Origin of the sequence: Marinobacter flavimaris (assembly GCF_045057155.1) — a bacterium.
Taxonomy (GTDB): Bacteria; Pseudomonadota; Gammaproteobacteria; order Pseudomonadales; family Oleiphilaceae; genus Marinobacter; species Marinobacter manganoxydans.
The window spans coordinates 1,695,550-1,721,372 of the sequence record NZ_CP171359.1; the positions used below are offsets into that span (position 1 = coordinate 1,695,550).

The window sequence follows — 25,823 nt, forward strand, 5'->3', positions numbered from 1 at the left end:
CTCAGGCGACGAGCTCGCGGACGTAAGCCCTTGCCATACATTTGAGCTCCTCCACCAGTTGTCGACCCTGGGCGTCGGGCAGAGTTACCGCCAACCGGAGGACAGTGCCGGCGGACCTTGGCAACAAAAGGCTTGCGGTCCAGCGCCGATCATCAGGAATCCGGGGACACTCCTCTTTGAGTTTCCGATCCAGATCGCGGGCGTTGGTGTACAGCTCTCTCAGATCCAGCTCCCTCAGCTCAGGCATTGCCTCTACACCACTCCAGATCGCCGAGTAGGCGGGCTCGTGGCGATAGAACTCATAAAACTGATCGATGAGAACGTCTACCGCATCGCTGAGGTTCAGTTCCTGCAACCGTTCCCGCAGAGCCCGCTCCATCTTCTCCACGTGCTGTTCGGCAATGGCATGGACGATGGCTGCCTTGTTGGGAAAGTAGCGGTAGAGAGAAGCCAGCGACATGCCCGATTGTCGGGCAATGGCTGACATGCTCGCAGCATCGACACCGGTCTCATGAAAAATGGCGGCGGCATGGCGAAGGATGGTGTTGACGCGCTCCCGGCTGCGGGCCTGAACCGGCCGGCGCCGCGGGGCGACATCAATAGATTCGTCGGTCATCATCTGTACCTTGTGCAACAGGCTCCGTACAATAATGGCCACTTTACGACAAATAAAGGCTCCGGCGGGCCAACCGCCGCCTGTCCATTAGTCTAACACTTCAGATTTATTACAAACGGAAGACACGATGCGAGCAAGCCGCTACCTGATTGCCACCCAGAAAGAGACCCCCGCCGACGCCGAGATCATCAGTCATCAGTTGATGTTGCGTGCCGGCATGATTCGCAAACTGGCCGCCGGGCTATACACCTGGTTGCCAATGGGCCTGCGTACCCTGCGCAAGGTCGAGCGAATCGTTCGCGAAGAAATGGACAAGAGTGGCGCTCAGGAAGTGTTGATGCCTGCGGTCCAGCCGGCCGAACTCTGGGAGGAATCCGGACGCTGGACCCAGTACGGCGGCGAACTGCTGCGAATGAAAGACCGTCATGGCCGTGATTTCTGTTTCGGACCGACCCACGAAGAGGTCATTACCGACCTGATCCGGAATGAGATCAGCAGCTACAAGGAGTTGCCAGCCAACTTCTACCAGGTTCAGACCAAATTCCGGGACGAGCGTCGCCCCCGGTTTGGCGTGATGCGCGCCCGGGAATTCCTGATGAAGGACGCTTATTCCTTCCATCTGAACGCCGAGTCCCTGAACGAAACCTACGAATTGATGCACCGCACCTACTGCGCCATTTTCGACCGTTTCGGCCTGGATTACCGTGCGGTACAGGCGGACTCCGGCGCCATTGGTGGCAGCGCATCCCACGAGTTCCATGTGCTCGCATCTTCGGGTGAAGATGACATCGTGTTCAGCACCGGGAGCGATTACGCAGCCAACATCGAGAAAGCAGAGGCAGTAGCCCCGAGCGGCACCCGCCCTGCCCCGGCCGAGGAACTCAAGGAAGTCGCCACACCGGATGAGAAAACCATCGAGGCGGTATCGCAGTTGCTGGGCATTGACGCCACCCGCACGGTCAAAACCCTGCTGGTGAAGGCGGAAGCCGACGAAGACGGCAGCTCCGGGCTGGTTGCACTGGTTCTGCGGGGCGATCACACCCTGAACGAGATCAAGGCCGAAAACCTGGCCGGCGTTGCCGAGCCTCTGACAATGGCCACCGATGAGGAAATCGAACAGGCTGTCGGCTGCAAGCCCGGATCTATCGGACCGGTAAACCTCAACGTGCCCGTCATTGTGGACCGCAGTGCCGCGCATCTGGCGGACTTTGTTTGCGGCGCCAACCGGGAAGGCTTCCACCTTACCGGCGTGAACTGGGAGAGAGACGCTGCGCTTGAACGGGTGGAAGACCTGCGCAACGTGGTTGAGGGCGACCCCAGCCCGGATGGCAAGGGCACTCTGGAGATCCGGCGCGGCATTGAAGTGGGCCACATCTTCAAACTTGGCAACAAGTACAGCACTGCCATGAACGCCACGGTTCTCGATGAGAACGGGAAAACCGTGATTATGGACATGGGCTGTTACGGCCTGGGTGTTTCCCGGGTTGTTGCCGCAGCCATTGAACAGAACCACGATGAAAACGGCATCATCTGGCCCGATGCCATTGCGCCTTTCCAGGTGGCCATTGTTACCCTGAACGCCCATAAGTCACCAACCGTTGCCGAGGCCGGAGAAAAGCTTTATGAACAGCTACGCCAAGCCGGTTACGATGTGCTTCTGGACGACCGAAAAGAGCGCCCTGGCGTGAAGTTTGCCGATATGGAATTGATTGGTATCCCGCACCGGTTCGTGGTTTCCGAGCGTGGTCTGGCAGCCGGAACCCTGGAATACAAAGGCAGAAAGGACGCGGAAAAACAGGATGTCCCGGTGGCTGAAGCGCTGCCATTCCTGGTCAACGCATCGCCCCGAAAAGGGCTCTGATCGCTGTCCGCATACGCGGACAAGCCTCTGACGGCACTTGTATAAAGCAGTGCCGTCAGGGATTTTCCCTTCCCGAACCACCCACAATCCCTGGCTCCATTTCCAGGGTGACACCAAACCGGTCAACGACTGACTGACGAACTTCTCTGGCAAGCTCCAGTATGTCGGCACCTGTGCCGCCCGAGTGGTTAATCAGCACCAGCGCCTGTCGGTTATGCACGCCCACCCGGGCATTCCGGAAGCCTTTCCAGCCACTTTGATCGATCAGCCACGCCGCTGCCAGTTTTACCCCCTGCTCCTGAGGATAAGCCACAATATCCGGGTGCCGCTCGCTGAGTGCCTCGAACGTTACTCCGTCAACCACCGGGTTCTTGAAGAAACTTCCGGCGTTCGGAATCATATCCGGGTCCGGCAACTTTCGTCGGCGAATGGCCATTATGGCCTCTGCCACATGCAAAGGGTCGAGGGCGGTTTCCGCTGTATCACCGAGGTACTCCCGGAGATCCCGATATCCGAGCACCAGAGCACGTGAGCGGGACAGGCCCAAACGGATTTCGGTGATCACATAGCGACCCGGCGTCTGTTTGAAGAGGCTGTCGCGGTAGGAAAAACGGCACTGGGCGTTATTGAGAACAACCAGCTCACCCGAATTGCGATCCAGTGCGGTGACGGATTCCAGGCAATCGCCGAGCTCAACACCATAGGCACCAATATTCTGGACGGGCGCCGCTCCGGCCGTGCCCGGGATAAGCGCCAGATTCTCGATACCGCGATAACCGGCCCGGGCAGCATACAGGACCGCCTCATGCCAGTTTTCACCCGCACCAAGCACCAGGGTCGCCCTGTGGTCCTCAATGTGCTCCCAACGGCGGCCACGAATCGCCAGACGCACCACCAGCCCCGCGAAGTCACCCGCGAACACCAGGTTACTGCCGCCCCCCAGAATCAGGACTTCCTGATCCTCTGATGAGGCCCAGTCCAGAGACCTGACCAACTCATCTGAGGTGTGAACTTCGACATAAAAACGGGCTTTGGCCGGCACGTGCAGGGTATTCAGCGCCTCCAGCTCTATGTTTTCCCGAATTTCCGGCTGCTGACTCAAGCCAGGCGCCCCCGGATGTCCGCCAGCAGGCCCTCGCCGGCTTCCTGGATCAGGTCAAGCACGGTTTCAAAACCTGCGTCACCACCGTAATAGGGATCTGGCACTTCCTGATGGGCCGACTGACCGAACTCCAGAAACAGGGCTGGCCGGGTGCCGCCATTCTGATACCATACGTCCTTGATGTCCGCCAGGTTCTGGCGATCCATCACCAGCACGTAGTCAAAGGTGTCCAGATCCTCCGGACTGAACTGGCGGGCGCGCAATCCACTGATGTCGATACCCCGGCGCCGGGCAGCCTCCTGGGCGCGGGCGTCAGGACTCTTGCCAATGTGCCAGTCTCCGGTGCCGCAGGAATCGATGTGGACCTGCTCTGCAAGGCCCGCCTGCTCCACCAGTGAGCGAAACACACCTTCAGCACTGGGCGATCGACAGATGTTGCCCAGGCACACGAAAAGAACGTTTACCGGTTCAGCCATTCTCGCTATTCCTCTTCTCCAGCCAGCCTCGGACCCTATGCAAATCGGCATCGGTATCAACGCCGCCCGGCGGGTTGACCGCGGCCACATCCACGTGAATACGGACACCGTTATAGAGCGCCCTCAACTGTTCCAGAGATTCGGTTACCTCGGTCGGCGCAGGCGCCCAGCTGACAAACTCGGCCAGGACGGAAGCACGGTAACCATAGATGCCGATATGCCGGAAATATCCGACATTATCCGGCAAGGAGGTGTCCAGCCCCGTCAGAGGTGTGCCCTCCAGCCACTGATCCCTGGCCCACGGGATCGGCGCACGGCTGAAATAATGGGCGATCCCCCTGTGATCGAACACCACCTTGACCACATTGGGATTGAACACGTGCTCCGGATCGTGGATCCGCTCACACAGTGTGGCAATGGCGACTTCAGGATAAAACTCCAGATTGTCGGCCACCTGGTTGATCAGTTCGGGCGGGATCAGGGGCTCGTCACCCTGCACGTTAACGACCCGATGATCCGGCCCGAAACCCAGCACCCGTGCAACCTCCTCAAGACGGTCTGTGCCGCTGGCGTGATTGGGTGATGTCATGACCACTTCTGCACCGAAGCCTTCGCATGCGGTCCGGATCCGATCATCGTCCGTGGCGACAACGACCCTGTCTGCGCGGCTTTCCGCGGCACGCTCACAGACATGCTGGATCATCGGCTTGCCGGCAATGTCTGCCAGAGGCTTGCCCGGAAGGCGGCTGGACGCATAGCGGGCCGGAATCACAACGGTAAAAGACATGTAGTAACCACCTGGCTGACTTGGGTTTAACGCTTGTGCAGACGCTCATCAGTAGAGAGCGTCCGGGCTTCGGTAGCCAACATCACAGGAATCCCCTCGCGGATCGGGAACGCCATGGCGTCCTGGTAACAGACCAGCTCGGTTCTGTCCTCGTTGAGTTTCAGATCGCCCTTACACACCGGACAGGCCAACAGCGCCAACAGTTTTTTATCCATGTTGCTTACTCACTTGATATCAGGAAGTTAACGGCTCGGAACATTGGCGAACCCGGGCCAGAAACGCGTCCCGGAACGGCCCCGGCAATCTGGCCTCAACGTTGAGGCTCCAGGCATTATCGGGTGCAAATTCCCGGCATTTCACCGCGTCTTTTGCGGTCATGACTATCAACTCATCGGTATCACTGTTCAGATCCTCAGGACGGAAACGATGGTGATCCGGAAAGGCCGCTTCGGTAACATCGGCGCCAAGGGTTCTCAGTGTATCGAAAAACCGGGCCGGGTTTCCGATCCCGGCCACAGCCCTCACGGCCTTGCCCCTGAGATCGCCAACCGCTCTCGACTCCCCTGTTTTCAGGTGAACGAGGGTTGCAGGCTCAAGAATCATGGAAAATATCGCAGGGTGGTCAATGCCAACAAAGCTTTCCATAGCCTGCTCTGAAAGCTCTTTGCCATTTACAATAACAAAGTCTACAGAAGCCAGTCGCGAAACCGGCTCCCGAAGCGGGCCAACGGGGATCAAGGCGCCGTTACCGATGCCCCTTTGTCCATCAAATACCGACAGCTCCAGGTCCCTGGGCAACTTGTAGTGTTGAAGGCCGTCGTCACAAATCAGCACATCACCCAGATTTTTCTCAAGAGCGTAATCGGCGCCCCGTCGGCGACGCGGATCAACAACAACCGGGCAACCGGTGCTCAGCGCCAGCATGACAGGCTCGTCACCGGCTTCGGAAGGACTGGTCTCCGCCGCAACTTCCAGCGGGTACTGGACAGCATCGCCACCATAACCCCTGCTGAGAATAACCGGCCGCCAGCCATCGGATGCCAGTGCGGAAACCAGCCAGGCGGTGAGCGGCGATTTGCCGGTTCCACCGGCAGTGATGTTGCCAACCACAATGACCGGAACCGGGAGCGACGCATCTCTCGCATCCCAGGCGGCCCGACGGCGGGCTTCCGCGATGCTCCGGTACAGCCAAGACAGCGGTGCCAGAAAAGCCAGAGGGCGCTTCCTTCCATACCAGAGACGCTCAACCAGCGAACTCATGGCAGATTGCACCGCGCTCATGACTGCTCGCTGAACTGCATCTGGTGCAATTGAGCGTAAGCGCCGCCAGCGGCAAGGAGTTCGTCATGTCGACCGGATTCGGCGATCCGGCCGTTGTCCATCACCAGAATTCGGTCTGCTTTCTCGATGGTGGACAGGCGATGCGCAATGACCAGAGTGGTACGGCCCTGCATAACCGTTTCCAGCGCTTCCTGGATGTGACGCTCAGATTCCGTATCCAGCGCCGATGTGGCTTCATCAAGGATCAGAATCGGGGCGTTCTTGAGCAGCGCCCGGGCGATGGCGAGCCGCTGTCGCTGCCCACCGGAAAGCATGACTCCATTGTCACCGATCATGGTGTCCAGGCCTTCGGGCATACGATCAATAAATTCCAGCGCATGAGCCTTGGCGGCAGCCTCGCGGATTTCTTCGCGCGTGCAGTTCCGGAGAGAGCCATAAGCTATGTTGGCCGCGATACTATCGTTAAAAAGCACTACATTCTGGTTCACGAGTGCAATCTGGGACCGAAGCCCTTTCAGGGAAAACTCCTTTAGCGAATGCCCATCGATACGAATGTCACCGCCGGTGTATTCATAGAATCTTGGAATGAGACTCACCAGGGTGGACTTTCCGCTCCCTGAACGACCGACAAGTGCCACACTCTGACCGGCAGGAATGCTAAAGGAGATACCTTCCAGAACATTATCGAGCTGATCCCGGTACCGAAAGGCCACCTCATCAAACTCGATGTCGCCCTCAACGCGATCCGGCGAATACGTACCCGGATCCTGTTCCGGCGATTCGTCGATTGTTTCGAACACATCGTAAGCGGCTGCAACGCCCTTCTGGATCTTGGCGTGAACAGAGGTAACCTGACGGATGGGCTTGGCCATGGTCGTCGCTGCCGTAATGAATGCTACCAGCTGACCCGTGGTCATCTCACCGCGAATTTCAGGCGCCAGCATCATCCAGACCAATCCGGCAATGGCGATGGCCACCAGTACCTGAATCACCGGAACACTGATCGCCTGAGTGGATGCCATCTTCAAACTTTGCTTGAGGTTTCTATTGTTAACCTCTTGAAAACGACCACGTTCATAATCCTCACCACCAAAGGTGCGAACAACGCGATAGCCGGTAATCGATTCAGAGGCCACATGGGTTATATCGCCCATCGAGCCCTGGATCCGCTGACTGATCTTGCGGAAGCGTTTGCTGGCATAGCTTACAACCGCGGCAATGAGCGGCCCCACCGCCAGGAAAATCAGCGTGAGTTTCCAGTTGGTGTAGAACATGTAACCCAGCAGACCGACGATGGTCAGACCTTCACGGAGCGTGATGGTCACGGCGTTGGTCGTCGCCTCCGCCACCTGCTCGACGTTAAAGGTAAGCTTGGACACCAGCCGTCCCGCCGCGTTGTCATCGAAATAGCGGGAAGGCAGTGTCATCAGTCGATCAAACACATCGTTACGAAGCGCATTGATGACCTGACGCCCGACATAGCTGATGAAGTACTGGCTCAGGAAGGTGCCCAGCCCACGGAATGCGAAGACGCCAACGATAACCAGCGTCAGCATCAGACGATTCTGCTCGGTCGGATTCTCGATCGCCGCAATGACGTATTCCATGGCTGCCGCCATACCAGTCGATGCAGCGGCATAGATAATGTTGCCGAGTACTGCAAGGGAGAAGGCCAGCAGGAACGGCTTTACATAAGCGAGAAGGCGCTTGTAGGTATCCCAACTGCCCGCCGGCAGGCCGGCCGCAGGGTCTGGTATAGGCTCGGACACCTTCACTGGCTATCAGCCTCCCGCTCGGTAGTAATGCTGAGCTTGGCAAATCCGAGACGGCCGGCAACGTCCATGGCACGCACCACAAATTCATGGGGTGTGCGGGCGTCAGCGGTAATGATGAACGGAAGCGAGTTATTGCCTTCAGCCAGTTCACGGACACCCCGCTCAAGGGTTTCCCGCCGATTATTGACCAATGTGCGGTCGTTCAGGATGTACTGCCCCTCGGCATTGATCACCACGTCGATCTGCTGCACTTCGGATGCCGGCGCAGGCTCGCCACTGGCCTCAGGCAATTCAACCTGCAGATGGCTCTCGCGGGTAAAGGTCGTGGAAACCATAAAGAAAATCAGCAACAGAAACACCACGTCGATCAGTGGCGTCAGGTCTACCCCGACTTCCTGGCTCCTCTGGCGCTTGAACTTCACGGCGTTCAGGCTCCTTCCACGTCGATTTCGCGGTCTCCGTGCACTACCTCAACCAGCTTGATCGCTTCCTGCTCCATGCCGACGACCAGCTCATCCACTCTCCGGATAAAGTAGCGGTGGCAGATAAGTGCCGGGATGGCGACGCTCAGGCCAGCGGCCGTAGTAATAAGCGCTTCAGAAATACCACCGGCGAGGTTGCCGGCGTTGCCAACCCCGGCCAATTGGATCTCGGCAAATACCTTGATCATGCCAATGACGGTACCAAGCAGTCCCAGCAGAGGGGTGATCGTCGCAACGGTACCCAGCGGGTTAAGGAAACGCTCCAGATCATGGATGACCTGGCTTGCCTCGTGCTCGATGCTCTCTTTCATGATTTCGCGGCCATGCTTGGCGTTAAGCAGGCCACCGGCAAGAATCCGGCCCAGGGGTGATGACCCCTGCAGGGCTTTCAGTTTCCGGCCATTGAGTTCTTTCTTCTTGATCCAGCGCCATAACTCATTGATGGTCTGGGGGGGCGCGACCCTGGAGGCGCGAAGGGTCCAGAAACGCTCCAGAATGATGGCCAGCGCCAGAATGGAGCAGGCAACAATTGGCACCATCAGAATGCCACCGGCTTTCAACAGCTCGAACACGCTTGGTCTCCCTGATTGTTTGCAAGCCGCGCTACTTTAGCATAGCTACCCGTGGAGGCCACACCTGCAATGTCACGGTATTTTACATTGGTCACGGGCAAGCCCCGAACCACCGATCCAGAACGACGAGCCATGCCGCATTTCCTTTAATACCAGCTTTTTATCGACAACGGTCATCTCGACGCTGCCTGAACATGCTGTGTTCAGCGGCACCGCTCCGACCCCCGCGTAACGTGCGGTTACCGTCGGGTGGGGATGACCGTACCGGTGGCGATAGCCAGCGGTATAGATGACCCGATCTGGTCTCAGCACGCGCACCCAGGGTTCGGAAGATGAGGTTTTGCTCCCGTGGTGGGGCGCAACGAGCACGCGAGTCGAAGGAACCTGAACATCCTCTCGGCCAGCCATATAAGCCAGATACTCTGCCTCCACGGGTTCGGTAATATCTCCCGGCAAGAGCCACTCAGTTCCGGAGTCAGGGTGGTAGATACGCAACACACAGGAAGCGTCGTTACCCTCTTGTGCGCCCTCACTCTGCCAGAACTCGAGGACCAATCCTCCCAGCCTTTCTTCAGCCTGTTTGCAGGCTTGCACAGGCAGTTCGCCAACCTGCTGTCTGACCGCCGCAGGCTCACCAGCAATGACACGGCCGACACTGACGTTCCGGGAAAGCTCCGAGATGCCACCGGCATGATCGCTGTCGGCGTGGCTGATCACGAGGGTGTCAATTCGCTTGATTCCTTCAGCCGCCAGATTGGGCAAAAGCGTGGATTCGACGGCCGAAAACACGTCGGGCACGGCAGGACCGGTATCGTAGACAAGAACCTCGCGCCCGTGTCGGACCAGAACTGAAAGGCCCTGCCCAACATCCCATACCCTTACAACTGGCACTGCCACGTACGAATTCCTTTCGGAAGAAGGAGCCGGATACACCAGCCAAAACACCGCAGAAAGGACCGCCACAAGCCGGAACATGGCGAAAGGCATACACAATACCGCGACGCTCAGCAACGCCCAGCCAAACAGCTCCGGGACACCAGCCCGGATGTCCGGCGCCTGCCACTGCGCAAGCCACATGAGCAATTGCCACAGAACACCGAGGGTTAGATCGAATATTGGCAGGAACAGCTGGGCGGCGCCTGGAACTACGGCGGCAAGCAACCCACCCGCGACAAGCACTGGCATAACTACAAGGGATACCCAGGGAATCGCGACCAGGTTGGCCAACAAACCTACCAGGGGCTGGCCCTGCCCCAGTATTTCGAGGATTGGCCATAATCCGCCAAAAACCGCGAGCTGGGCCAGGACGAGTCCTCTCAGCCACCCGGTTCCAGCCAGTCGCGACGAGAATACAGTGATCAGGGTGGCAACCGCAGCGAACGAAAGCCAGAATCCCTGGTCCAGGGGCGCGAAAGGGTCCAGCACAAGAACGGCAGCCAACGCGGCCAGGAAAACGTGCCAGACCGGGGCCTGACGACTCATCAGTACCAGCCACCCACCGGCCACAACCATCACCAGAGCCCTCTGGGTTGGAACGGTAAATCCCGCCGCCAGGGCATAAACCAGACAGCAGAGGATAACGGCCAGGAAGGCAAACCAACGCCTTGAGCTATCGCTGACTATCTGTGCCGGAAAAGTCAGCAACAGTCGCCGGCACAGAAACCCTGCCCCCAGGGCGATCAGACCCAGGTGCAGGCCCGATATGGCAACCAGGTGAATGGTGCCGGTCGCCTTGAGCACATCCCAGTGCTTCTGTTCCATGTGGCCGCGATGACCTATGAGCAACGAAGAAACCAGCGGAAAATGACGGGCACCGCCAAATTGCTCGATGGTCCATTGGTGAAGCAAACGATGCAGCTTCCGGTACTGGCAATGGACGAAACACCCGACATCCCGGTCAACCTTCACGCTACGAATGCTGCCCGTGGCCCGGTAGCCCTTGCGAAACAGCCAGTCCTCGTAGCGAAAGCCCGCGAGGTTCAGGGAGCCGTGGGGGCGCTTGAGCACAACTTCCAGCCGCAAACGTTGGCCCGGGAGCCGCTCCATTCCGTGACCGTACCAGGACAACCTGAGCAGGTCCGGCATCCTTGCTTCCTCTCGGGTCGGGATGGGAAGGTTGTGCCACTGGGTGACACAGAAACTGAAACGTAAACTATTGAAGCTACCGGGCGAAGGAATATCACATACGTATCCCGAGACAGAGAGACGCTGTCGTTCCAGGCTTGCCGGCAGAACCGTTGAAAGCCGGTCACTGGCATGCCACGAGGCCCAGGAGAGTCCGACGATGAGGCCAAGAGCAGATACGAATGCGGAGCTGGCAAAGGTCGGGGAAACGCAGATCCGGCCTAAGGCCAGCAGTGGTATCGCGGCTATCAACCACGTGGGAGGTGGCAGTATCGACAACCAATACAGTAAGATAACGCCACAAGAGAAGGCGATAACGCCCAGCGCTGCGGAACCGGAGTCGCCCGAAGGGCCCACCGGTCTGTTGATACTTCCGGACAATCCTTGTCCTCCTGTATGTCACAAACACCGGCAACATCCGATGAGCCGGTCTACTAACTCCGTCTAAAGGCAGAACTTCCAATGCCAAAGAAGTTCATGAAACGCTATCTGCCCTCACCAGAGAAGGTGCAAGCGATGCAGTCGCTGAGCTTTCTGGGCGATATCCTTCATGAACCGAACCTGTGGCACATCAACCGTCATAGTGTTGCGCGGGCCTTTCTCGTCGGCATCTGGTTCTGCTTTATTCCCATGCCCTTCCAGATGCTCGCGGCGGCCTTTTTTGCCATCTGGTTCAATGCCAACCTGCCGCTTTCAGTAGTCCTGGTATGGATCAGCAACCCTGTAACCATGCCGCCGATGTTCTATTTCAACTACAAGATTGGCGCCTGGGCTCTGGATCGGCCTGTACTCAGTTTTGATTTTGAGCTCTCGTGGTCCTGGATCAGCGAGCGGCTGCTGGATATCGGCATTCCCCTCTATCTCGGGTCCCTGGTGGTCGCAACGGTCTCCGCTTGCGTGGCCTACCTGATTATCCAGTATCTGTGGCGCCGGAAAATTCGCTCTGACTGGCAGGTGCGACGCACCGCACGACTCAGACGCCGTCGTGAGGCTGATCAGGCTTCCTGAATCAGGCGACCCTGCTCAAGCCGCATAACACGCCCCAGGCTTCTGGCCATTTTCATGTCATGGGTGACCATGACAAAGGCAATACCCAGCTGATCCCTCAATGACTCGATCAGCGCCTGCACCCCTTCTCCAGTATGTTCATCCAGGTTGCCCGTCGGTTCGTCCATCAGAACACAGTCCGGTTCGTTGACCAGTGCCCGGGCAATGGCCACCCTCTGGCGTTCGCCACCGGACAGCTCACCGGGTTTGTGATCCAGCCGCTCGGCAAGCCCAACCCGCTGCAGCAGGCTGGCTGCCTTTTCCCTCGACCTTGATACCGCCATACCGCCCAACGCACACGGCATCATCACGTTTTCCAGAGCGGTGAACTCCGGCAACAGGTGATGGAACTGATAGACAAACCCGAGATGGGCATTCCGGAACCGGGCGCGCCGTCCCTCGGAAAGCCGGTGAATGTCTTCGCCACAAATGGAAATCTGGCCGGAAGATGGCTTGTCGAGCCCCCCCAATAAGTTGAGCAACGTGGTTTTTCCGGCACCACTGCTGCCCACTATGGCAACCGTCTCCCCCTGTGCGACTTCGAGCGAGATATCCGAAAAAATGGTGAGCTTGCCGAGACCCTCGTTATAGGTCCGGGTCACCTGACGGCAGTCTATTACCAGTGCAGAGTGTGCCATTGCGGATTGTTCCTTACTCATAACGAAGCGCCTCCGCCGGATCCACCCTGGAGGCCCGCCAGGCCGGATAAATCGTTGCCAACAGACTCATGGCGAGGCCGGCGCCACTGATGATAAACACGTCCTGCCATTGCAGCTGGGAAGGCAGATAGCTGATGAAGTAAACGTCCGCGCTCAGGAACTGGTGGCCGAGCGCTCCCTCCAGCCAGGAAATAAAGGCACTGATGTTGAGCGCTCCGAAAACGCCCAGCGCCGTGCCAACAATGGTTCCGAAGATACCGATGACCGCCCCCTGAACAATGAAGATCCGCATGATGCGTCCCGGTGTTGCCCCCATGGTCCTGAGGATGGCGATGTCACCGGTTTTATCGGTAACCACCATCACCAACGTGGACACGATATTGAATGCAGCGACAGCCACGATAAACATCAGCAGAAGGCCGATCATGGTTTTCTCCATGCGGATGGCCTGGAACAGGTTGCCGTGGGTTCGGGTCCAGTCGGATACGTAATACCGGCCGCCCAGCGACTCAGCAGCCTGCTGCGACACCCTGGGAGCGGCAAAAAGGTCATCCACCAGCAGGCGAATACCCTCGGCTTTGCCCCCGGTCCGCATGAGCTTGGCGGCATCATCCATGTGAATCAGGGTGTAATTGCCATCCAGTTCTGCCCCGACACTGAAGATGCCTTTGACCGTGAACCTTTTGAGCCTGGGCAGGACCCCGGCCGGCGTAACCGAGGCTTCCGGCAGGACCACGGTTACCTTGTCACCGATCTGAAGACGCAGGCTGGCCGCCATCAACCGACCGATGATGATGCCGAATTCACCAGAAACCAGATCGTTGAGACTGCCTTCGACCATGTGGTTTTCAATGATGGAGACCGTTCGTTCCTCCTCCGGGAGAATGCCGTTAAGCACGACCCCGCGAACATTTCCACCGCCGGTAACCATACCCTGCCCCTGTATGAAAGGCGCAGCAGCCAGCACGCGGGGGTGCTGCTGCATCTTCGCGTCGATTGATTGCCAGTCGTCGAGCGGCCCGGCGCCCTGAATGGTAGCGTGGGGCACCATCCCGAGAATTCTCTGCTTAAGCTCCCGATCGAAACCGTTCATGACCGAGAGCACGATGATCAGAACCGCAACTCCCAGCATCAGCCCGATTATGGAGGTCAGGGAAATAAAGGAAATGAAGTGATTGCGGCGTTTGGCGGCCGTGTAACGCAAGCCAATATAGAATGATAAGGGTCTGAACATTGAGAGGTGCCTATTGCTACCTTCCGGTCTGTCGTGGTCTGGTTTTCCCGGGTACCTTCCAGCACGACGGGAAACTGCTAAACTGTTCTGTACCAAATAAAAAATCAGCCTTCCGGAGCCGCGATGCAGTCGTCCGACATCCCCAACCAACCGGTGGACTATTCACCCGAACGGCGGGACTTTTTCCGCATTGAAGACCGGATCGGCCTGGAGATCCGCAAGCTGGCGCCTGGCACCGCAATGGAAGAAGATGCCTTCGACGGCGACCATCTTGAGAGCCTGAAAGCTGAATTCAGGCGGCTGGATCAGGACGTTAAATCCCAGCTTGCCAGCCTTGCCGACAAAGACCGGCTGCTTACCGGACTGATCAAATCCCTGAACGGCAAGCTGGACACGCTTGCGCGCATTATGGCCTTTGAGCAAAATCCGTTGCAACCTGAGGACTGGCAGGAAGTAACCCTGAGCGAGGGTGGGCTGTCGTTCTTTAGCAGCACCCCTGCCTGGCAGCCGGGAGACCGGCTCGCTGTTCGAATGACCCTCCCACCCGAACTTTTCCAGCCCCGCGCAGTTGCCCGAGTTATTGAGGTACACCCCGATTCGTCAGGCGGAGCAAGGGTCCACACCGAATTCGCCCGGATTGAGGACAGCGATCGCCAGCAAATCGCACGACATGTGATGCGGTGGCAGATTCGACAGCGTCAAAAGGAGTAGACTGGGGAAAAACGAGTGACTTTTGCTAATCTTTTTCGGATATTACGCTTTATCCATGTCCTCCCGAGGACATCAGTTTTCATGGAGACCCATCAATGAGAAAGCAAACTACCCTGTTCGGCGCACTGGCAGTGACTGCCACACTGGCCCTTTTCCCGATGATGTCCGCGGTAGCTGAAGAAGTCCGCGTGCCAGTTGGCACCCAGGCCGATCGCGACCAGGCCAGCTTCCCCGGCTCTGGCATGAGCCAGTCATCAGTGCGCGCTTCCTGGGGTGCACCCGTGGAAATTGAAGGTCCCGTGGGCCAGCCACCGATTACCCAGTGGCACTATCAGGGCTTTATCGTGTATTTCGAAGGCGACCGGGTTATCCATACCGTTCTCAAGCCGAATCGCTGAAGGCCCGAGGGGCCTTTCCAGGCTGGAAATTCCCTTCCCATGTCCTGACGTTCAACCAATCGTTGGTTAGAATGGCGTCTTTTATGATTCAAGGTGACGTAGTGACAACCAAACGAGTGTTGCCCGCAGAGTGGGCGCCCCAGAGTGCCGTCATGCTGACCTGGCCCCACCCGGGAACCGACTGGGCAGGCCTGATCGACGAAGTTGAACCGGTGTTCCTCGACATCGCGAAAGCCGTACTCCCACACGAACACCTTGTCATCAGTTGCGAACACGTTGTCCGCCTTCAGGAGCTAGAACGGGACCTCAATCGGTACGCCGAGGACAATGGCTTTCCGGGACGCGTGAGATCGGTTCCGGCACCGGCGAATGACACCTGGACCCGCGACCATGGCCCCATCACCATTCTCACCGACGAAGGGCCGACACTGCTGGATTTCAGGTTCAACGCCTGGGGCGGAAAGTTCCCCTGGGAAAAGGACGATGCGTTAAATAATCACCTTTTCAATGCTGGCGTCTTCGGCACAACCGGGATGCAGCAGGTCGGTTTTGTGCTGGAAGGGGGTTCATTTGAATCGGATGGTGAAGGCACCCTGCTGACCACATCCGAGTGCCTGCTGACGCCCACCCGAAATCCGGCCATGGATCGCACGGCGATTGAACAGCTGCTTTCCGAGGTGCTGGGAATCCGGCGGATTCTCTGGCTCAACCACGGCTATCTTGCCGGGGATGACACCGACAGCCACATCGATACCCTCGCCCGATTTTGCGCCCCGGATCACATCTGCTACGTGAGTTGCCCAGATGTGGCGGATGAACACTACAGCGCGTTGGCGGCCATGGAGGAGGAACTTCAGGAGTTCCGCCAGGCCGACGGCGCCCCCTACAAGCTGACGCCTCTGCCCTGGCCTGATGCCATTCATGATGAGGACGGTGAGCGTCTTCCGGCCACCTATGCCAACTTCCTGATCATCAACGAAGCGGTTTTGCTTCCCGTTTACGGCGTTGATCAGGATCAGGACGCCATTGCTGTCATGAAAGAGATCTTTCCGACAAGAGCAATAGTGCTGATCAATTGCCGGCCCTTGATTCGTCAGCATGGCAGCCTTCACTGTGTAACCATGCAAATTCCGGCCGGAGTAGTCAGTTGATGAGCAGTGACTTGCGCAAAAGCCAAATCAATGTTGCCGCCATCCAGCAGGCCTGTAGCAGCGACAAGGCCGCCAGCCTCGCCACTACCGAAAAACTGGTTCGTGAGGCCGTAGCCAGTGGCGCCAACCTGGTGATCCTCCAGGAACTTCACGCCACCTTATATTTCTGCCAGACCGAGGAAACGTCTGTTTTCGAGCTGGCAGAGCCGATTCCCGGTCCTACCAGCAAGCGCCTGTCTGACCTGGCCCGGGAACTGGGTATTGTGCTGGTTGGATCCATTTTCGAACGTCGTATGAACGGCGTGTACCACAACACGGCGGTCGTATTTGAGAAAGACGGCTCCCTGGCAGGGCTGTACCGGAAAATGCACATTCCGGACGACCCGGGGTTCTATGAAAAATTCTACTTCACGCCCGGTGACGCCCAGTTCAACGATGGCCGCAGCGGTTTCACGCCTATCGATACGTCTGTCGGCAGGCTCGGCGTGCTGGTGTGCTGGGACCAGTGGTACCCCGAGGCCGCAAGGCTGATGGCCCTGGCTGGCGCCGAGATCCTGATCTACCCAACTGCGATCGGCTGGGATGTAACGGATGACCCCGATGAACAGGCGCGTCAACTGGACGCCTGGGTCACCGTGCAAAGGGGCCATGCCGTTGCCAACAACCTGCCAGTCGTGGCTCCGAACCGGGTAGGCACCGAACCCGACCCCTCCGGGCACAGCGACGGCATCCGTTTCTGGGGCAACAGTTTTATCTGTGGCCCGCAGGGTGAGTTGCTAGCCCGGGGCGATGACAGCTCCGAATGTATCCTTGCCGTCACCCTGGATCGCAACCGCAGTGAATCGGTTCGCCGTATCTGGCCGTATTTGAGAGATCGCCGAATAGACGCCTACGGCGACATCCTCAAACGCGTAAGGGACTGAGCCCCGAATGAAAAAACTGGTCGATACCGTAGTCAGCGAACTGAACCAGATACTCCTGGGCAAAGACCAACAGGTACGCCTTGCCCTCTGCGGGCTTCTGGCCCGGGGGCACCTGCTGATCGAAGATATCCCCGGCATGGGCAAAACCACTCTTTCTCATGCCCTGGCCAAGGTGATGGGGCTGACGTACCAGCGCATCCAGTTCACCAACGACCTGCTTCCGGCGGATGTGCTGGGTTACTCCATGTACGACAAACAGGCCGGCAGCCTCGTATTCCACCCCGGCCCGATCTTTGCCCAGGTGGTGTTGGCTGATGAAATCAACCGGGCATCACCGCGAACGCAGAGCGCTCTGCTCGAAGCCATGGAAGAACGGCAAGTGTCCATCGAGGGCGAGACCCGGCCACTGCCCCATCCGTTCTTCGTGATTGCCACCCAGAATCCCATCGAGCAGGGCGGCACCTATCCCCTGCCCGAGTCCCAACTGGACCGGTTCCTTATGCGTCTTCGCCTCGGCTATCCGGACCCGCGGGCCGAGCGGGAGCTGCTGGAGGGCGAAGACCGTCGTGCCATGACTGAAAAGCTGCCGACCCTGCTCTCCCAGGCCGACCTGAAAACCCTGCAGGAAGGCGTTACCCGGATAACCGCCAGCCCGGCTCTTCTGGATTACGTGCAGCGGTTGCTGGAACAGAGCCGGAGAATGCCCGGCCTTCTGTACGGGCTTTCGCCCCGGGCGGGATTGGGACTGGTGCGGGCCGCCAAAGCCTGGGCCCTGATGGAGGGGCGTAATCACGTGCTGCCTGACGACATCCAGGCCGTGTTCCCTGCAGTGGCGGCCCACCGTCTCGAACAGGGCGAGTCCGGAAAAAGTGCGGAAAGGGTTCGTCAGCTGTTGGCAACTGTCTCTGTGCTTGAGTAAATAGCAAGGTTTTATAAGCGGAATTGGCCAAAACGAATGGCAGACCGCGCCTTTCATGTTAGCCTTTGCCCCTTTCCCCGAAGCGTCTGGCCCTGAAACCGGGGCCCGGCAACGTACGGCTTTTTCAGTGAGAGAATTCCCAATGAGCGACACCAAACATTCCCGACTGATCATCCTCGGTTCCGGCCCCGCAGGTTACACCGCTGCCGTTTACGCAGCGCGCGCCAACCTGAACCCGACCCTGATTACCGGTATTGAAGTCGGCGGCCAGCTCACCACCACCACCGACGTCGACAACTGGCCCGGCGACAACGACGGCGTTCAGGGCCCGGAGCTCATGCAGCGCATGCTCAAGCACGCCGAACGCTTCGAAACCAGCATCGTCTACGACACCATCAACGAAGCCGACCTCCGTAACCGCCCATTCCGCCTCAAGGGCGATGGCGGCGAGTACACCTGCGACGCCCTGATCATTGCTACCGGCGCCTCCGCCATGTATCTCGGACTCGAGTCTGAAGAGAAATTCAAAGGCCAGGGCGTCTCCGCCTGCGCCACCTGCGACGGTTTCTTCTACAAGAAGCAAAAAGTTGCCGTTATTGGCGGCGGTAACACCGCGGTCGAAGAGGCTCTGTACCTCTCCAACATTGCCGACGAAGTGACCCTGGTGCACCGCCGCGACAGCCTCCGTGCCGAGAAGATCCTCCAGGACAAACTGTTTGAAAAAGCCGAAAACGGCAACGTCAAGATCGTCTGGGACCACACCCTCGACGAAGTCCTGGGCGACGGCACCGGCGTCACCGGTATGCGCATCAAAAGCACCAAAGACGACTCCACCCAGGAAATGGACCTGGCCGGCGTATTCATCGCCATCGGCCACAAACCCAACACCGACCTGTTCCAGGGCCAGTTGGACATGGAGAACGGCTATATCCGCATCCGCTCCGGCCTCGAAGGCATGGCCACCCAGAGCAGCATTCCCGGCGTATTCGCCGCCGGCGACGTAGCCGACCACGTCTACCGCCAGGCCGTCACCTCCGCCGGCTTCGGCTGCATGGCCGCCCTGGATGCGGAAAAGTTTCTGGATCAGCAAGACTGATTGTGCTTGAGTAAAGAAAAGGAACGCGAACTCAAAAGTTTGCGAAGGTCGGTGGGAGCCGCCTTCTGAAACTGTGCGGAGCCATGGATGGCGGAGCCAAGCGTACAAGGACGTATTCACAGCGTGTTTCAGAAGGCGGCTCCCACCGGCCGGTACTCTGTAAAATAGAACCGAAACATTGCAGTAATTGCCGGAGAAGGATGACCTCACTACCCTGGCTAGACCCGGACCAACTCTGGTTCCCCCCCGCCAACGAAGCCCTGGACGACCCGGACGGCCTTCTTGCCCTCGGCGGCGACCTTTCCACCGAGCGACTCATACTGGCCTACCGGAACGGCATCTTCCCCTGGTACAGCGACGACCAGCCCATTTTGTGGTGGTCACCGAATCCGCGGTGTGTCCTTTTTCCGAACGAAATCCACGTTTCACGGAGCCTGCGCCGGACCCTGAACCAACAACGCTTCCAGGTAACCGCAGACAGACACTTCGGACGAATCATCCGCCTTTGCGCCTCAACCCGTGCCGAAGGTACCTGGATTACCGAGGAAATGATTGCCAGCTACTCAGAGCTGCATCGCATGGGCGTCGCCCACTCCATCGAAATCTGGAACCAGCGTGGTGAATTGGCCGGTGGCATGTACGGACTGGCCATTGGCAGGTGTTTCTTCGGTGAATCCATGTTTTCTCTGGAAACCAACGCGTCCAAAGTTCTCATGGTTCACCTGGCGCACCAGTTACAGCTCTGGGGCTACCGGATCATGGATTGCCAGGTAGAGAGCCGGCACCTGCTTACCATGGGCGCACGGACTATTCCACGGGAAGAGTTTTTATCTATACTCAGGATGACCATCGATCAGAAACCGGATCAGACCGACTGGACCTTCCTATGGCGTTGGCCCGGGCCGGAGGAGTGAATGAGCAATCTCAGAACCCTGGTGTTCTTCGCGACACCACCGCACGATTGCAGCTACCTGCCAGACCGCGAGGCCACCACCATGTTTGTGGATCCGCGGGCTCATATCGACAAAAAGCTTTACAGCCAACTCACGGCTCTCGGCTTTCGCCGCAGCGGATCCCACTACTACCGCCCTCACTGTGAGCAGTGCAATGCCTGCATACCAGTTCGGTTGAAAGTTGATGATTTCAAGCCGGACAGAAGCCAGCGGCGGGTTCTCCGCAAAAACAAGGATTTGCAGTGCACCATGGTGCCCGCCACCTTTGCGGAGAGGTATTACCAGCTCTACGCCAATTACATCGAACAAAGGCACAAGGACGGAGACATGTACCCGCCGACCAGGGAACAGTTCACCTCGTTTCTGGTAGAAGGCGCAACCGATTCCTGGTTTCTGGAAATCCACCAGGGCGAACGGCTGGTAGGACTGGCAGCCGTCGATCTTCTGGACGATGGCCTTTCGGCCATCTATACAGTTTTCGATCCTGATCTGGAGGACCGCAGCCTGGGCACCTTCGCAATCCTCTGGCAAATTGAGGAAGCCCGCCGCAGGGGGCTTCCCCACCTGTACCTTGGTTACTGGATCAAGCAGTGCCGAAAAATGAATTACAAAACACGCTTCCGACCCATCGAAGCACTGAGAGACGGGCACTGGCGTGAACTGGACGCAGGCTAACTTTGCCAAACGCCGATAAATCAGGCAGAATTGCGCAATTTAGAATCACCAGAAGCATATTCAAACGAGGTTTCTACTGAATGCCGAAATCAGATGCCATTGAAATGGAAGGCGTTATTATCGATACCCTTCCAAACACCATGTTCCGCGTTGAGCTGAGCAACGGTCATGTTGTGACAGCCCATATCTCCGGAAAGATGCGCAAGAACTACATCCGCATCCTGACAGGTGACAAGGTCAAGGTTGAGCTGACTCCCTATGACCTGAGCAAGGGCCGGATCGTATATCGCGCCCGTTGATGCTCCCATGACATCTGAAAGCCCCTTCGGGGGCTTTTTTCGTCAGGGCACAAAAAAACCGCTGCCGGTTACCCGGCCAGCGGTTTTTCTTTAATCGAGCCTGTCTCAGACCGCCTCTGCAGGCTCGTCCTCGTACTCGAATACCAGCTCGTCATCCCGCAGGTGGATGAAGACATCCCCGCCTTTCTCTGAAAGGCGCCCGAACAGGATCTGCTCGGCCAGCGGCCGCTTGATCTTGTCCTGGATCAGGCGGGACATGGGGCGGGCGCCCATGGTGACGTCATAGCCCTTCTCGGCCAGCCAGGCCTTCGCCTCGTCATCCACATGCAGAACCACATGCTTCTCATCCAGCTGCGCCTGCAGCTCGGTGAGGAACTTGTCAACCACGTGGGTGATGGTATCGATCTGCAGGTCGCCGAACTGGATGATACCGTCCAGGCGATTGCGGAATTCCGGCGTGAAGGTCTTGCTGATAATTTCCATGCCGTCGGTGCTGTGATCCTGCTCGCTGAAGCCAATAGAGCGACGAGCCATGCTCTCGGCACCAGCGTTGGTGGTCATTACCAGAATCACGTGGCGGAAATCTGCCTTGCGGCCGTTGTTATCGGTCAGCGTACCGTGATCCATGACCTGCAACAGGAGGTTGAACACTTCCGGATGGGCCTTCTCGATCTCGTCCAGCAGCAGGACACAGTGCGGATGCTTGTTCACCGACTCGGTCAACAGGCCACCCTGATCGTACCCAACGTAGCCCGGAGGCGCACCGATCAGCCGTGATACGGTGTGCCGCTCCATATACTCCGACATGTCAAAGCGTACCAGTTCGATACCCAGAACCTTGGCCAACTGCTTGGTAACCTCGGTTTTACCGACACCGGTCGGCCCTGCGAACAGGAAGGCACCCTCTGGCTTCTCAGGGGCCTTGAGCCCGGCGCGAGCCAGCTTGATAGCAGTGGACAGCGATTCGATGGCCGGATCCTGACCAAAGACCGTCATCTTCAGATCCCGCTCCAGATTCCGCAGCAGATCCTTGTCGCTGGTAGACACGTTCTTCGGTGGGATACGGGCAATATTTGCAACCACATCCTCGATCTCGGTGACATCAACGGTCTTCTTACGCTTGCCTTCCGGCTGCAGCCGCTGGCGCGCGCCCGCCTCGTCAATGACGTCAATCGCCTTGTCCGGTAGGTGACGATCAGTAATGTAACGGTCGGACAGCTCTGCAGCCACCCGAAGCGCCTTGTCGGTGTATTTGAGATCGTGGTGCTTTTCAAAATTCGGCTTGAGGCCCTTCAGGATCTGGTAGGTGTCCTCAACACTGGGCTCGTTCACATCGATTTTCTGGAAACGGCGCGCCAGGGCACTGTCTTTCTCGAAAATACCCCGGAACTCCTGGAACGTTGTAGAGCCAATGCACCGGATTTCACCCGAACTGAGCATGGGCTTCAACAGATTCGACGCATCCATCACGCCGCCGGAGGCAGAGCCCGCTCCGATAATGGTGTGGATCTCATCGATGAACAGGATCGCGTGGTTTTCTTTCTTGAGTTCGGCAAGCAGACCTTTCAGACGCTTTTCGAAATCGCCGCGATACTTGGTTCCTGCCAACAGGGCACCCAGATCCAGCGAGTAGACCACCGCATCGGAAATAATATCGGGGACCTGTCCGTCGACGATACGCTTGGCGAGCCCCTCTGCGATGGCGGTTTTGCCAACCCCGGCCTCGCCGACCAGCAGCGGATTGTTCTTCCGGCGGCGTACAAGGATCTGCACCACCCGCTCGACTTCGTGTTCACGGCCGATCAGCGGATCAATGCGGCCCTGACGGGCCTGCTCGTTCAGGTTGGTGGCGTAGCTTTCAAGCGGCTTGGATTGTCCGCCTTCCTCGCCAGCCTCCTCGTGGGACGCCTGATCGTGACTTTCCTGATCTTCTGCGCCCTGAACCCTGGAAATGCCGTGGGAAACAAAGTTGACCACATCAATGCGGGCGATGCTCTGTTTCTTGAGCACATACACCGCCTGGCTTTCCTGTTCACTGAAGATGGCCACCAGCACATTGGCACCGGTTACCTCTTTCTTGCCCGAGGACTGCACATGGAACACAGCCCTTTGCAGGACTCGCTGGAACCCCAGTGTTGGCTGGGTCTCGCGCTCACTGTCGCTGCTCGGAATCAAAGGTGTGGTGGAGTCCACGAATTCGACAAGCTCTTCCTGAAGCCGCTTGAGGTCTGCACCACAGGCTTTCAGGACGCCCACTGCCGATTCATTATCCAGTAGGGCCAGCAACAAATGCTCCACAGTCATGAACTCATGACGCTTGTCCCGGGCATTCTTGAAGGCCGTATTCAGCGTAATTTCTAGATCTTTGCTCAGCATGGGCCACCCCAACGTCTATCAGTCCGCACGTTCAATCTCGCAAAGGAGCGGATGTTCGCATTCCGAAGAATACTGGTTCACCTGTGCCGCCTTTGTTTCCGCGATGTCCCGGGTATATACCCCGCATACAGCTTTTCCCTGTGTATGGACGAGCAGCATCACCTGCGTCGCCTTTTCTTCATTCATTCCGAAGAACTTCATCAACACATCGACCACAAAATCCATGGGCGTGTAATCATCGTTCAGAAGCACCACCCTGTATCGCGCCGGGCGCTTGAGAGCGGGCTTCTCGGGAGCAACGCTGAGGTCATCCTGTCGCCCCGGTTGTTCGTCCTCCCCCTGATTGAATACTAGTAGAGAATTTTCGATAGTCCGCATCATTCCTTACCGGTTTATCGGTGCCCTTGTTAAATGTGGATGTCCGCCCCGGGGTTTTCAAGCGGGGCATGAGATATTTATCAATACGAACATGATACCGCTTCCAGACTGCGTTCAACCACACATTCCCGGCATAGAAACTATTGACTCACCGCAATGATTGGCCGAAAGTTAAGTTGCAATGTAAAATAATGTAAATCCATGCAAGGTTTGTGTAACAGGATTCGGACCGACTGTGCGACGGCGCCGATAGGCACACAGAGAATTAACAAGAATAGAGACAGCAAAAGAACAGGGGAGTTCATCATGCCAAGAGGCAAGGTCAAGTGGTTCAACAATGCCAAAGGGTACGGATTCATCATCGAGGATGGCTGCAGTGACGACCTGTTTGCGCACTTCTCTTCGGTGCAAATGGACGGTTACAAGACCTTAAAAGCCGGCCAGGCCGTAACCTTCGACAAAAAGCCCAGCGACAAGGGCATTCACGCAGTCAACATCGTTCCCGACGAGCTGCCTGCCAGCAAGGCGCAAACTGACGCCAGCAGCGACTCTGCCGGACAATCCGGCCAGCAGGAATCAGGCAGGGACGGCTATCCGCCCCGTGCAGTCAACGCCTGACCTGTTCTGGTAACGCAAAATCACACCCACCGGTCGTCTGCTGGTGGGGGTCTCTTTTTTTGTCCTTCAAAACGTCGGGTGACAGGTCCCCCTGGGCGGTGGCGCCCGCCCTACTTTGCCAGCCTTCCTGTTTGCAGTACGCTGCACTGCTCAAAGACAGCGGATATCCGGGAAAGTCCTTCGCATGGCAGAACTCGTGCTTTTCAATAAACCCTTTCATGTTCTGAGCCAATTCACAGACGATGGCGCTTCCGGAAGTAAACCACCTCGCGCTACCCTGGCAGATTACGTACGCATCCCGGGCATTTATCCGGCGGGACGTCTGGACTACGATTCCGAGGGCCTGCTCCTTCTGACCGCGGAAGGCTCCCTCCAACACCGCATAGCGTCACCATCACTGAAGATGCCAAAGACCTATTGGGTGCAGGTAGAAGGAAACATTTCTGAAGAAGCACTGAGACACCTGGCTACCGGCGTGCAACTCAAGGATGGTCTGACCCGGCCGGCAAAAGCCGACAGAATGCCTGCCCCGGCGGTCTGGCCGAGAGTGCCTCCGGTGCGACATCGGGATAACATTCCGACGAGCTGGGTTGAACTGACGATAACCGAGGGCAAAAACCGGCAGGTACGTCGAATGACCGCTGCCGTCGGGTTTCCGACCCTTCGCCTGATCCGGTACCGGATTGGTGACTGGACCCTTGACGGCCTCGAATCGGGAGCCCATCGAACGGTCACCGTCAATCTACCCGCTTCACCAAAACCAACCCGCCGCGGCAACGCCGCTGGCGCCCGAACCAGGAGAAACCGGAAATCATGACCTGGACACCCCATGCTACCGTGGCCGTTATAGTCGAGGATGAAGCCGGCCGTTACCTGATGGTTGAAGAGATCAGCGGCGGCAAGGTTGTTTTCAACCAGCCGGCTGGCCATATCGAAGAAGATGAAGCCATTCTGGATGCCGTCCGACGGGAAACCCTTGAAGAGACGGGCTGGAACATAGAGCCCATACACTTCCTTGGCATTTACACCTACAAGGCTCCGGCCAACGGCGTTACCTACTATCGTTTCTGCTACGCTGCGCGTGCTGGCGACCGGGTTACTGAACAGCTGGACGATGGCATCATCGCCGCCCACTGGCTCACCCTGGATGAAATCCGCGCGCTGGGGGACAAACTGCGCAGTCCGCTGGTCATCCAGTGCATAGAAGATTACCGAAACGGCCGGCGATACCCGCTGGACGTGGTGGTGGACGCGCAGACGACACCCTCGGAAAGATGATAAACTCGCGGTTTTTTAGCCGGTAACGAAGC

Annotated in this window: 28 protein-coding genes; 14 read left to right on the plus strand and 14 right to left on the minus strand. The window is 57.9% G+C overall.

Going from position 1 to position 25,823, the window contains the following annotated elements:
* Position 1 precedes the first annotated feature (1 nt).
* Positions 2-616: a TetR/AcrR family transcriptional regulator gene (locus ACGK9W_RS07850; protein ID WP_041646252.1), complete on the minus strand. Its 615-nt coding sequence runs from the start codon at positions 614-616 to the stop codon at positions 2-4.
* Positions 617-743: 127 nt separating this feature from the next.
* Here ACGK9W_RS07850 and ACGK9W_RS07855 point away from each other — a divergent pair, with 127 nt between their 5' ends.
* Positions 744-2,477 carry a proline--tRNA ligase gene (locus ACGK9W_RS07855; RefSeq protein ID WP_405420210.1) on the plus strand — a complete coding sequence of 578 codons (1,734 nt, stop codon included), beginning with the start codon at positions 744-746 and terminating at the stop codon, positions 2,475-2,477.
* A gap of 55 nt (positions 2,478-2,532) precedes the next feature.
* On the opposite strand, the gene murB is transcribed toward ACGK9W_RS07855, so the two are convergent.
* The 9 genes from murB to ACGK9W_RS07900 all read right to left on the minus strand — a co-directional run bounded on the left by murB (position 2,533) and on the right by ACGK9W_RS07900 (position 11,433).
* Positions 2,533-3,579, minus strand: a complete 1,047-nt coding sequence (gene murB, locus ACGK9W_RS07860; protein WP_008169164.1) for a UDP-N-acetylmuramate dehydrogenase — start codon at positions 3,577-3,579, stop codon at positions 2,533-2,535.
* A complete protein-coding gene (locus ACGK9W_RS07865; protein ID WP_405420213.1) occupies positions 3,576-4,055 on the minus strand; it encodes a low molecular weight protein-tyrosine-phosphatase in 480 nt (159 codons plus the stop codon). Before ACGK9W_RS07865 ends, murB begins: the two co-directional genes overlap by 4 nt.
* Entirely contained in the window at positions 4,048-4,842 is a 795-nt protein-coding gene (kdsB, locus tag ACGK9W_RS07870) for a 3-deoxy-manno-octulosonate cytidylyltransferase (RefSeq protein ID WP_405420215.1), read from the minus strand. The genes ACGK9W_RS07865 and kdsB overlap by 8 nt, the downstream gene beginning before the upstream one ends.
* A 26-nt stretch (positions 4,843-4,868) precedes the next feature.
* Positions 4,869-5,057, minus strand: a complete 189-nt coding sequence (locus tag ACGK9W_RS07875) for a Trm112 family protein (RefSeq protein ID WP_008169170.1) — start codon at positions 5,055-5,057, stop codon at positions 4,869-4,871.
* 19 nt (positions 5,058-5,076) lie between these two features.
* Entirely contained in the window at positions 5,077-6,123 is a 1,047-nt protein-coding gene (lpxK, locus tag ACGK9W_RS07880; RefSeq protein WP_273083596.1) for a tetraacyldisaccharide 4'-kinase, read from the minus strand.
* Positions 6,120-7,898 (minus strand): lipid A export permease/ATP-binding protein MsbA, encoded by a 1,779-nt coding sequence (gene msbA / locus ACGK9W_RS07885; RefSeq protein ID WP_405420219.1) that lies wholly within the window; start codon positions 7,896-7,898, stop codon positions 6,120-6,122. The genes lpxK and msbA overlap by 4 nt, the downstream gene beginning before the upstream one ends.
* Positions 7,895-8,320, minus strand: coding sequence for a biopolymer transporter ExbD (locus ACGK9W_RS07890; protein WP_008169176.1), 426 nt, complete (start codon positions 8,318-8,320; stop codon positions 7,895-7,897). The genes msbA and ACGK9W_RS07890 overlap by 4 nt, the downstream gene beginning before the upstream one ends.
* Positions 8,321-8,325: 5 nt before the next feature.
* Complete coding sequence (locus tag ACGK9W_RS07895; RefSeq protein ID WP_008169179.1) at positions 8,326-8,952, minus strand: MotA/TolQ/ExbB proton channel family protein; 627 nt, start codon at positions 8,950-8,952, stop codon at positions 8,326-8,328.
* A gap of 72 nt (positions 8,953-9,024) precedes the next feature.
* Positions 9,025-11,433, minus strand: a complete 2,409-nt coding sequence (locus ACGK9W_RS07900; protein WP_405420996.1) for a DNA internalization-related competence protein ComEC/Rec2 — start codon at positions 11,431-11,433, stop codon at positions 9,025-9,027.
* Positions 11,434-11,538: 105 nt separating this feature from the next.
* On the opposite strand from ACGK9W_RS07900, the gene ACGK9W_RS07905 reads away from it, so the two are divergent.
* Entirely contained in the window at positions 11,539-12,084 is a 546-nt protein-coding gene (locus ACGK9W_RS07905) for a DUF2062 domain-containing protein (protein ID WP_008169186.1), read from the plus strand.
* Here the strand turns inward: ACGK9W_RS07905 and ACGK9W_RS07910 are convergent.
* Together ACGK9W_RS07910 and ACGK9W_RS07915 are read right to left on the minus strand one after the other, a co-directional pair.
* Positions 12,072-12,761 carry an ABC transporter ATP-binding protein gene (locus tag ACGK9W_RS07910; protein ID WP_008169187.1) on the minus strand — a complete coding sequence of 230 codons (690 nt, stop codon included), beginning with the start codon at positions 12,759-12,761 and terminating at the stop codon, positions 12,072-12,074. The genes ACGK9W_RS07905 and ACGK9W_RS07910 overlap by 13 nt on opposite strands.
* 13 nt (positions 12,762-12,774) lie before the next feature.
* Entirely contained in the window at positions 12,775-14,016 is a 1,242-nt protein-coding gene (locus ACGK9W_RS07915; RefSeq protein WP_008169188.1) for a lipoprotein-releasing ABC transporter permease subunit, read from the minus strand.
* Positions 14,017-14,139: 123 nt separating this feature from the next.
* Here ACGK9W_RS07915 and ACGK9W_RS07920 point away from each other — a divergent pair, with 123 nt between their 5' ends.
* The 9 genes from ACGK9W_RS07920 to infA all read left to right on the plus strand — a co-directional run bounded on the left by ACGK9W_RS07920 (position 14,140) and on the right by infA (position 21,141).
* Positions 14,140-14,727, plus strand: coding sequence for a PilZ domain-containing protein (locus ACGK9W_RS07920; RefSeq protein WP_405420226.1), 588 nt, complete (start codon positions 14,140-14,142; stop codon positions 14,725-14,727).
* A gap of 95 nt (positions 14,728-14,822) precedes the next feature.
* Positions 14,823-15,125, plus strand: coding sequence for a hypothetical protein (locus tag ACGK9W_RS07925; protein WP_008169190.1), 303 nt, complete (start codon positions 14,823-14,825; stop codon positions 15,123-15,125).
* A gap of 152 nt (positions 15,126-15,277) precedes the next feature.
* Complete coding sequence (locus tag ACGK9W_RS07930; RefSeq protein ID WP_405420998.1) at positions 15,278-16,276, plus strand: agmatine/peptidylarginine deiminase; 999 nt, start codon at positions 15,278-15,280, stop codon at positions 16,274-16,276.
* Complete coding sequence (locus ACGK9W_RS07935) at positions 16,276-17,199, plus strand: carbon-nitrogen hydrolase (protein ID WP_405420229.1); 924 nt, start codon at positions 16,276-16,278, stop codon at positions 17,197-17,199. The genes ACGK9W_RS07930 and ACGK9W_RS07935 overlap by 1 nt, the downstream gene beginning before the upstream one ends.
* Positions 17,200-17,206: 7 nt before the next feature.
* Complete coding sequence (locus ACGK9W_RS07940) at positions 17,207-18,118, plus strand: MoxR family ATPase (protein WP_008169195.1); 912 nt, start codon at positions 17,207-17,209, stop codon at positions 18,116-18,118.
* Positions 18,119-18,260: 142 nt separating this feature from the next.
* Positions 18,261-19,214 (plus strand): thioredoxin-disulfide reductase, encoded by a 954-nt coding sequence (trxB, locus tag ACGK9W_RS07945; RefSeq protein ID WP_008169196.1) that lies wholly within the window; start codon positions 18,261-18,263, stop codon positions 19,212-19,214.
* 200 nt (positions 19,215-19,414) lie between these two features.
* On the plus strand, positions 19,415-20,128 hold the full coding sequence (aat, locus tag ACGK9W_RS07950) for a leucyl/phenylalanyl-tRNA--protein transferase (protein WP_008169197.1): 714 nt from the start codon (positions 19,415-19,417) through the stop codon (positions 20,126-20,128).
* Positions 20,129-20,842, plus strand: a complete 714-nt coding sequence (locus tag ACGK9W_RS07955; protein WP_008169199.1) for an arginyltransferase — start codon at positions 20,129-20,131, stop codon at positions 20,840-20,842.
* Positions 20,843-20,922: 80 nt separating this feature from the next.
* Positions 20,923-21,141 (plus strand): translation initiation factor IF-1, encoded by a 219-nt coding sequence (gene infA, locus ACGK9W_RS07960; RefSeq protein ID WP_008169200.1) that lies wholly within the window; start codon positions 20,923-20,925, stop codon positions 21,139-21,141.
* Positions 21,142-21,246: 105 nt separating this feature from the next.
* On the opposite strand, the gene clpA is transcribed toward infA, so the two are convergent.
* Together clpA and clpS are read right to left on the minus strand one after the other, a co-directional pair.
* Positions 21,247-23,517, minus strand: coding sequence for an ATP-dependent Clp protease ATP-binding subunit ClpA (gene clpA / locus ACGK9W_RS07965; protein WP_053112223.1), 2,271 nt, complete (start codon positions 23,515-23,517; stop codon positions 21,247-21,249).
* An 18-nt stretch (positions 23,518-23,535) separates the two neighbouring features.
* Positions 23,536-23,895, minus strand: a complete 360-nt coding sequence (gene clpS, locus ACGK9W_RS07970; protein WP_008169202.1) for an ATP-dependent Clp protease adapter ClpS — start codon at positions 23,893-23,895, stop codon at positions 23,536-23,538.
* A 306-nt stretch (positions 23,896-24,201) separates the two neighbouring features.
* On the opposite strand from clpS, the gene ACGK9W_RS07975 reads away from it, so the two are divergent.
* From ACGK9W_RS07975 to ACGK9W_RS07985, 3 genes are all read left to right on the plus strand, one after another.
* On the plus strand, positions 24,202-24,513 hold the full coding sequence (locus ACGK9W_RS07975) for a cold shock domain-containing protein (RefSeq protein WP_014577425.1): 312 nt from the start codon (positions 24,202-24,204) through the stop codon (positions 24,511-24,513).
* A gap of 184 nt (positions 24,514-24,697) precedes the next feature.
* On the plus strand, positions 24,698-25,330 hold the full coding sequence (locus ACGK9W_RS07980; protein WP_008169204.1) for a pseudouridine synthase: 633 nt from the start codon (positions 24,698-24,700) through the stop codon (positions 25,328-25,330).
* A complete protein-coding gene (locus ACGK9W_RS07985) occupies positions 25,327-25,791 on the plus strand; it encodes an NUDIX hydrolase (protein ID WP_008169205.1) in 465 nt (154 codons plus the stop codon). The genes ACGK9W_RS07980 and ACGK9W_RS07985 overlap by 4 nt, the downstream gene beginning before the upstream one ends.
* Positions 25,792-25,823 lie beyond the last annotated feature (32 nt).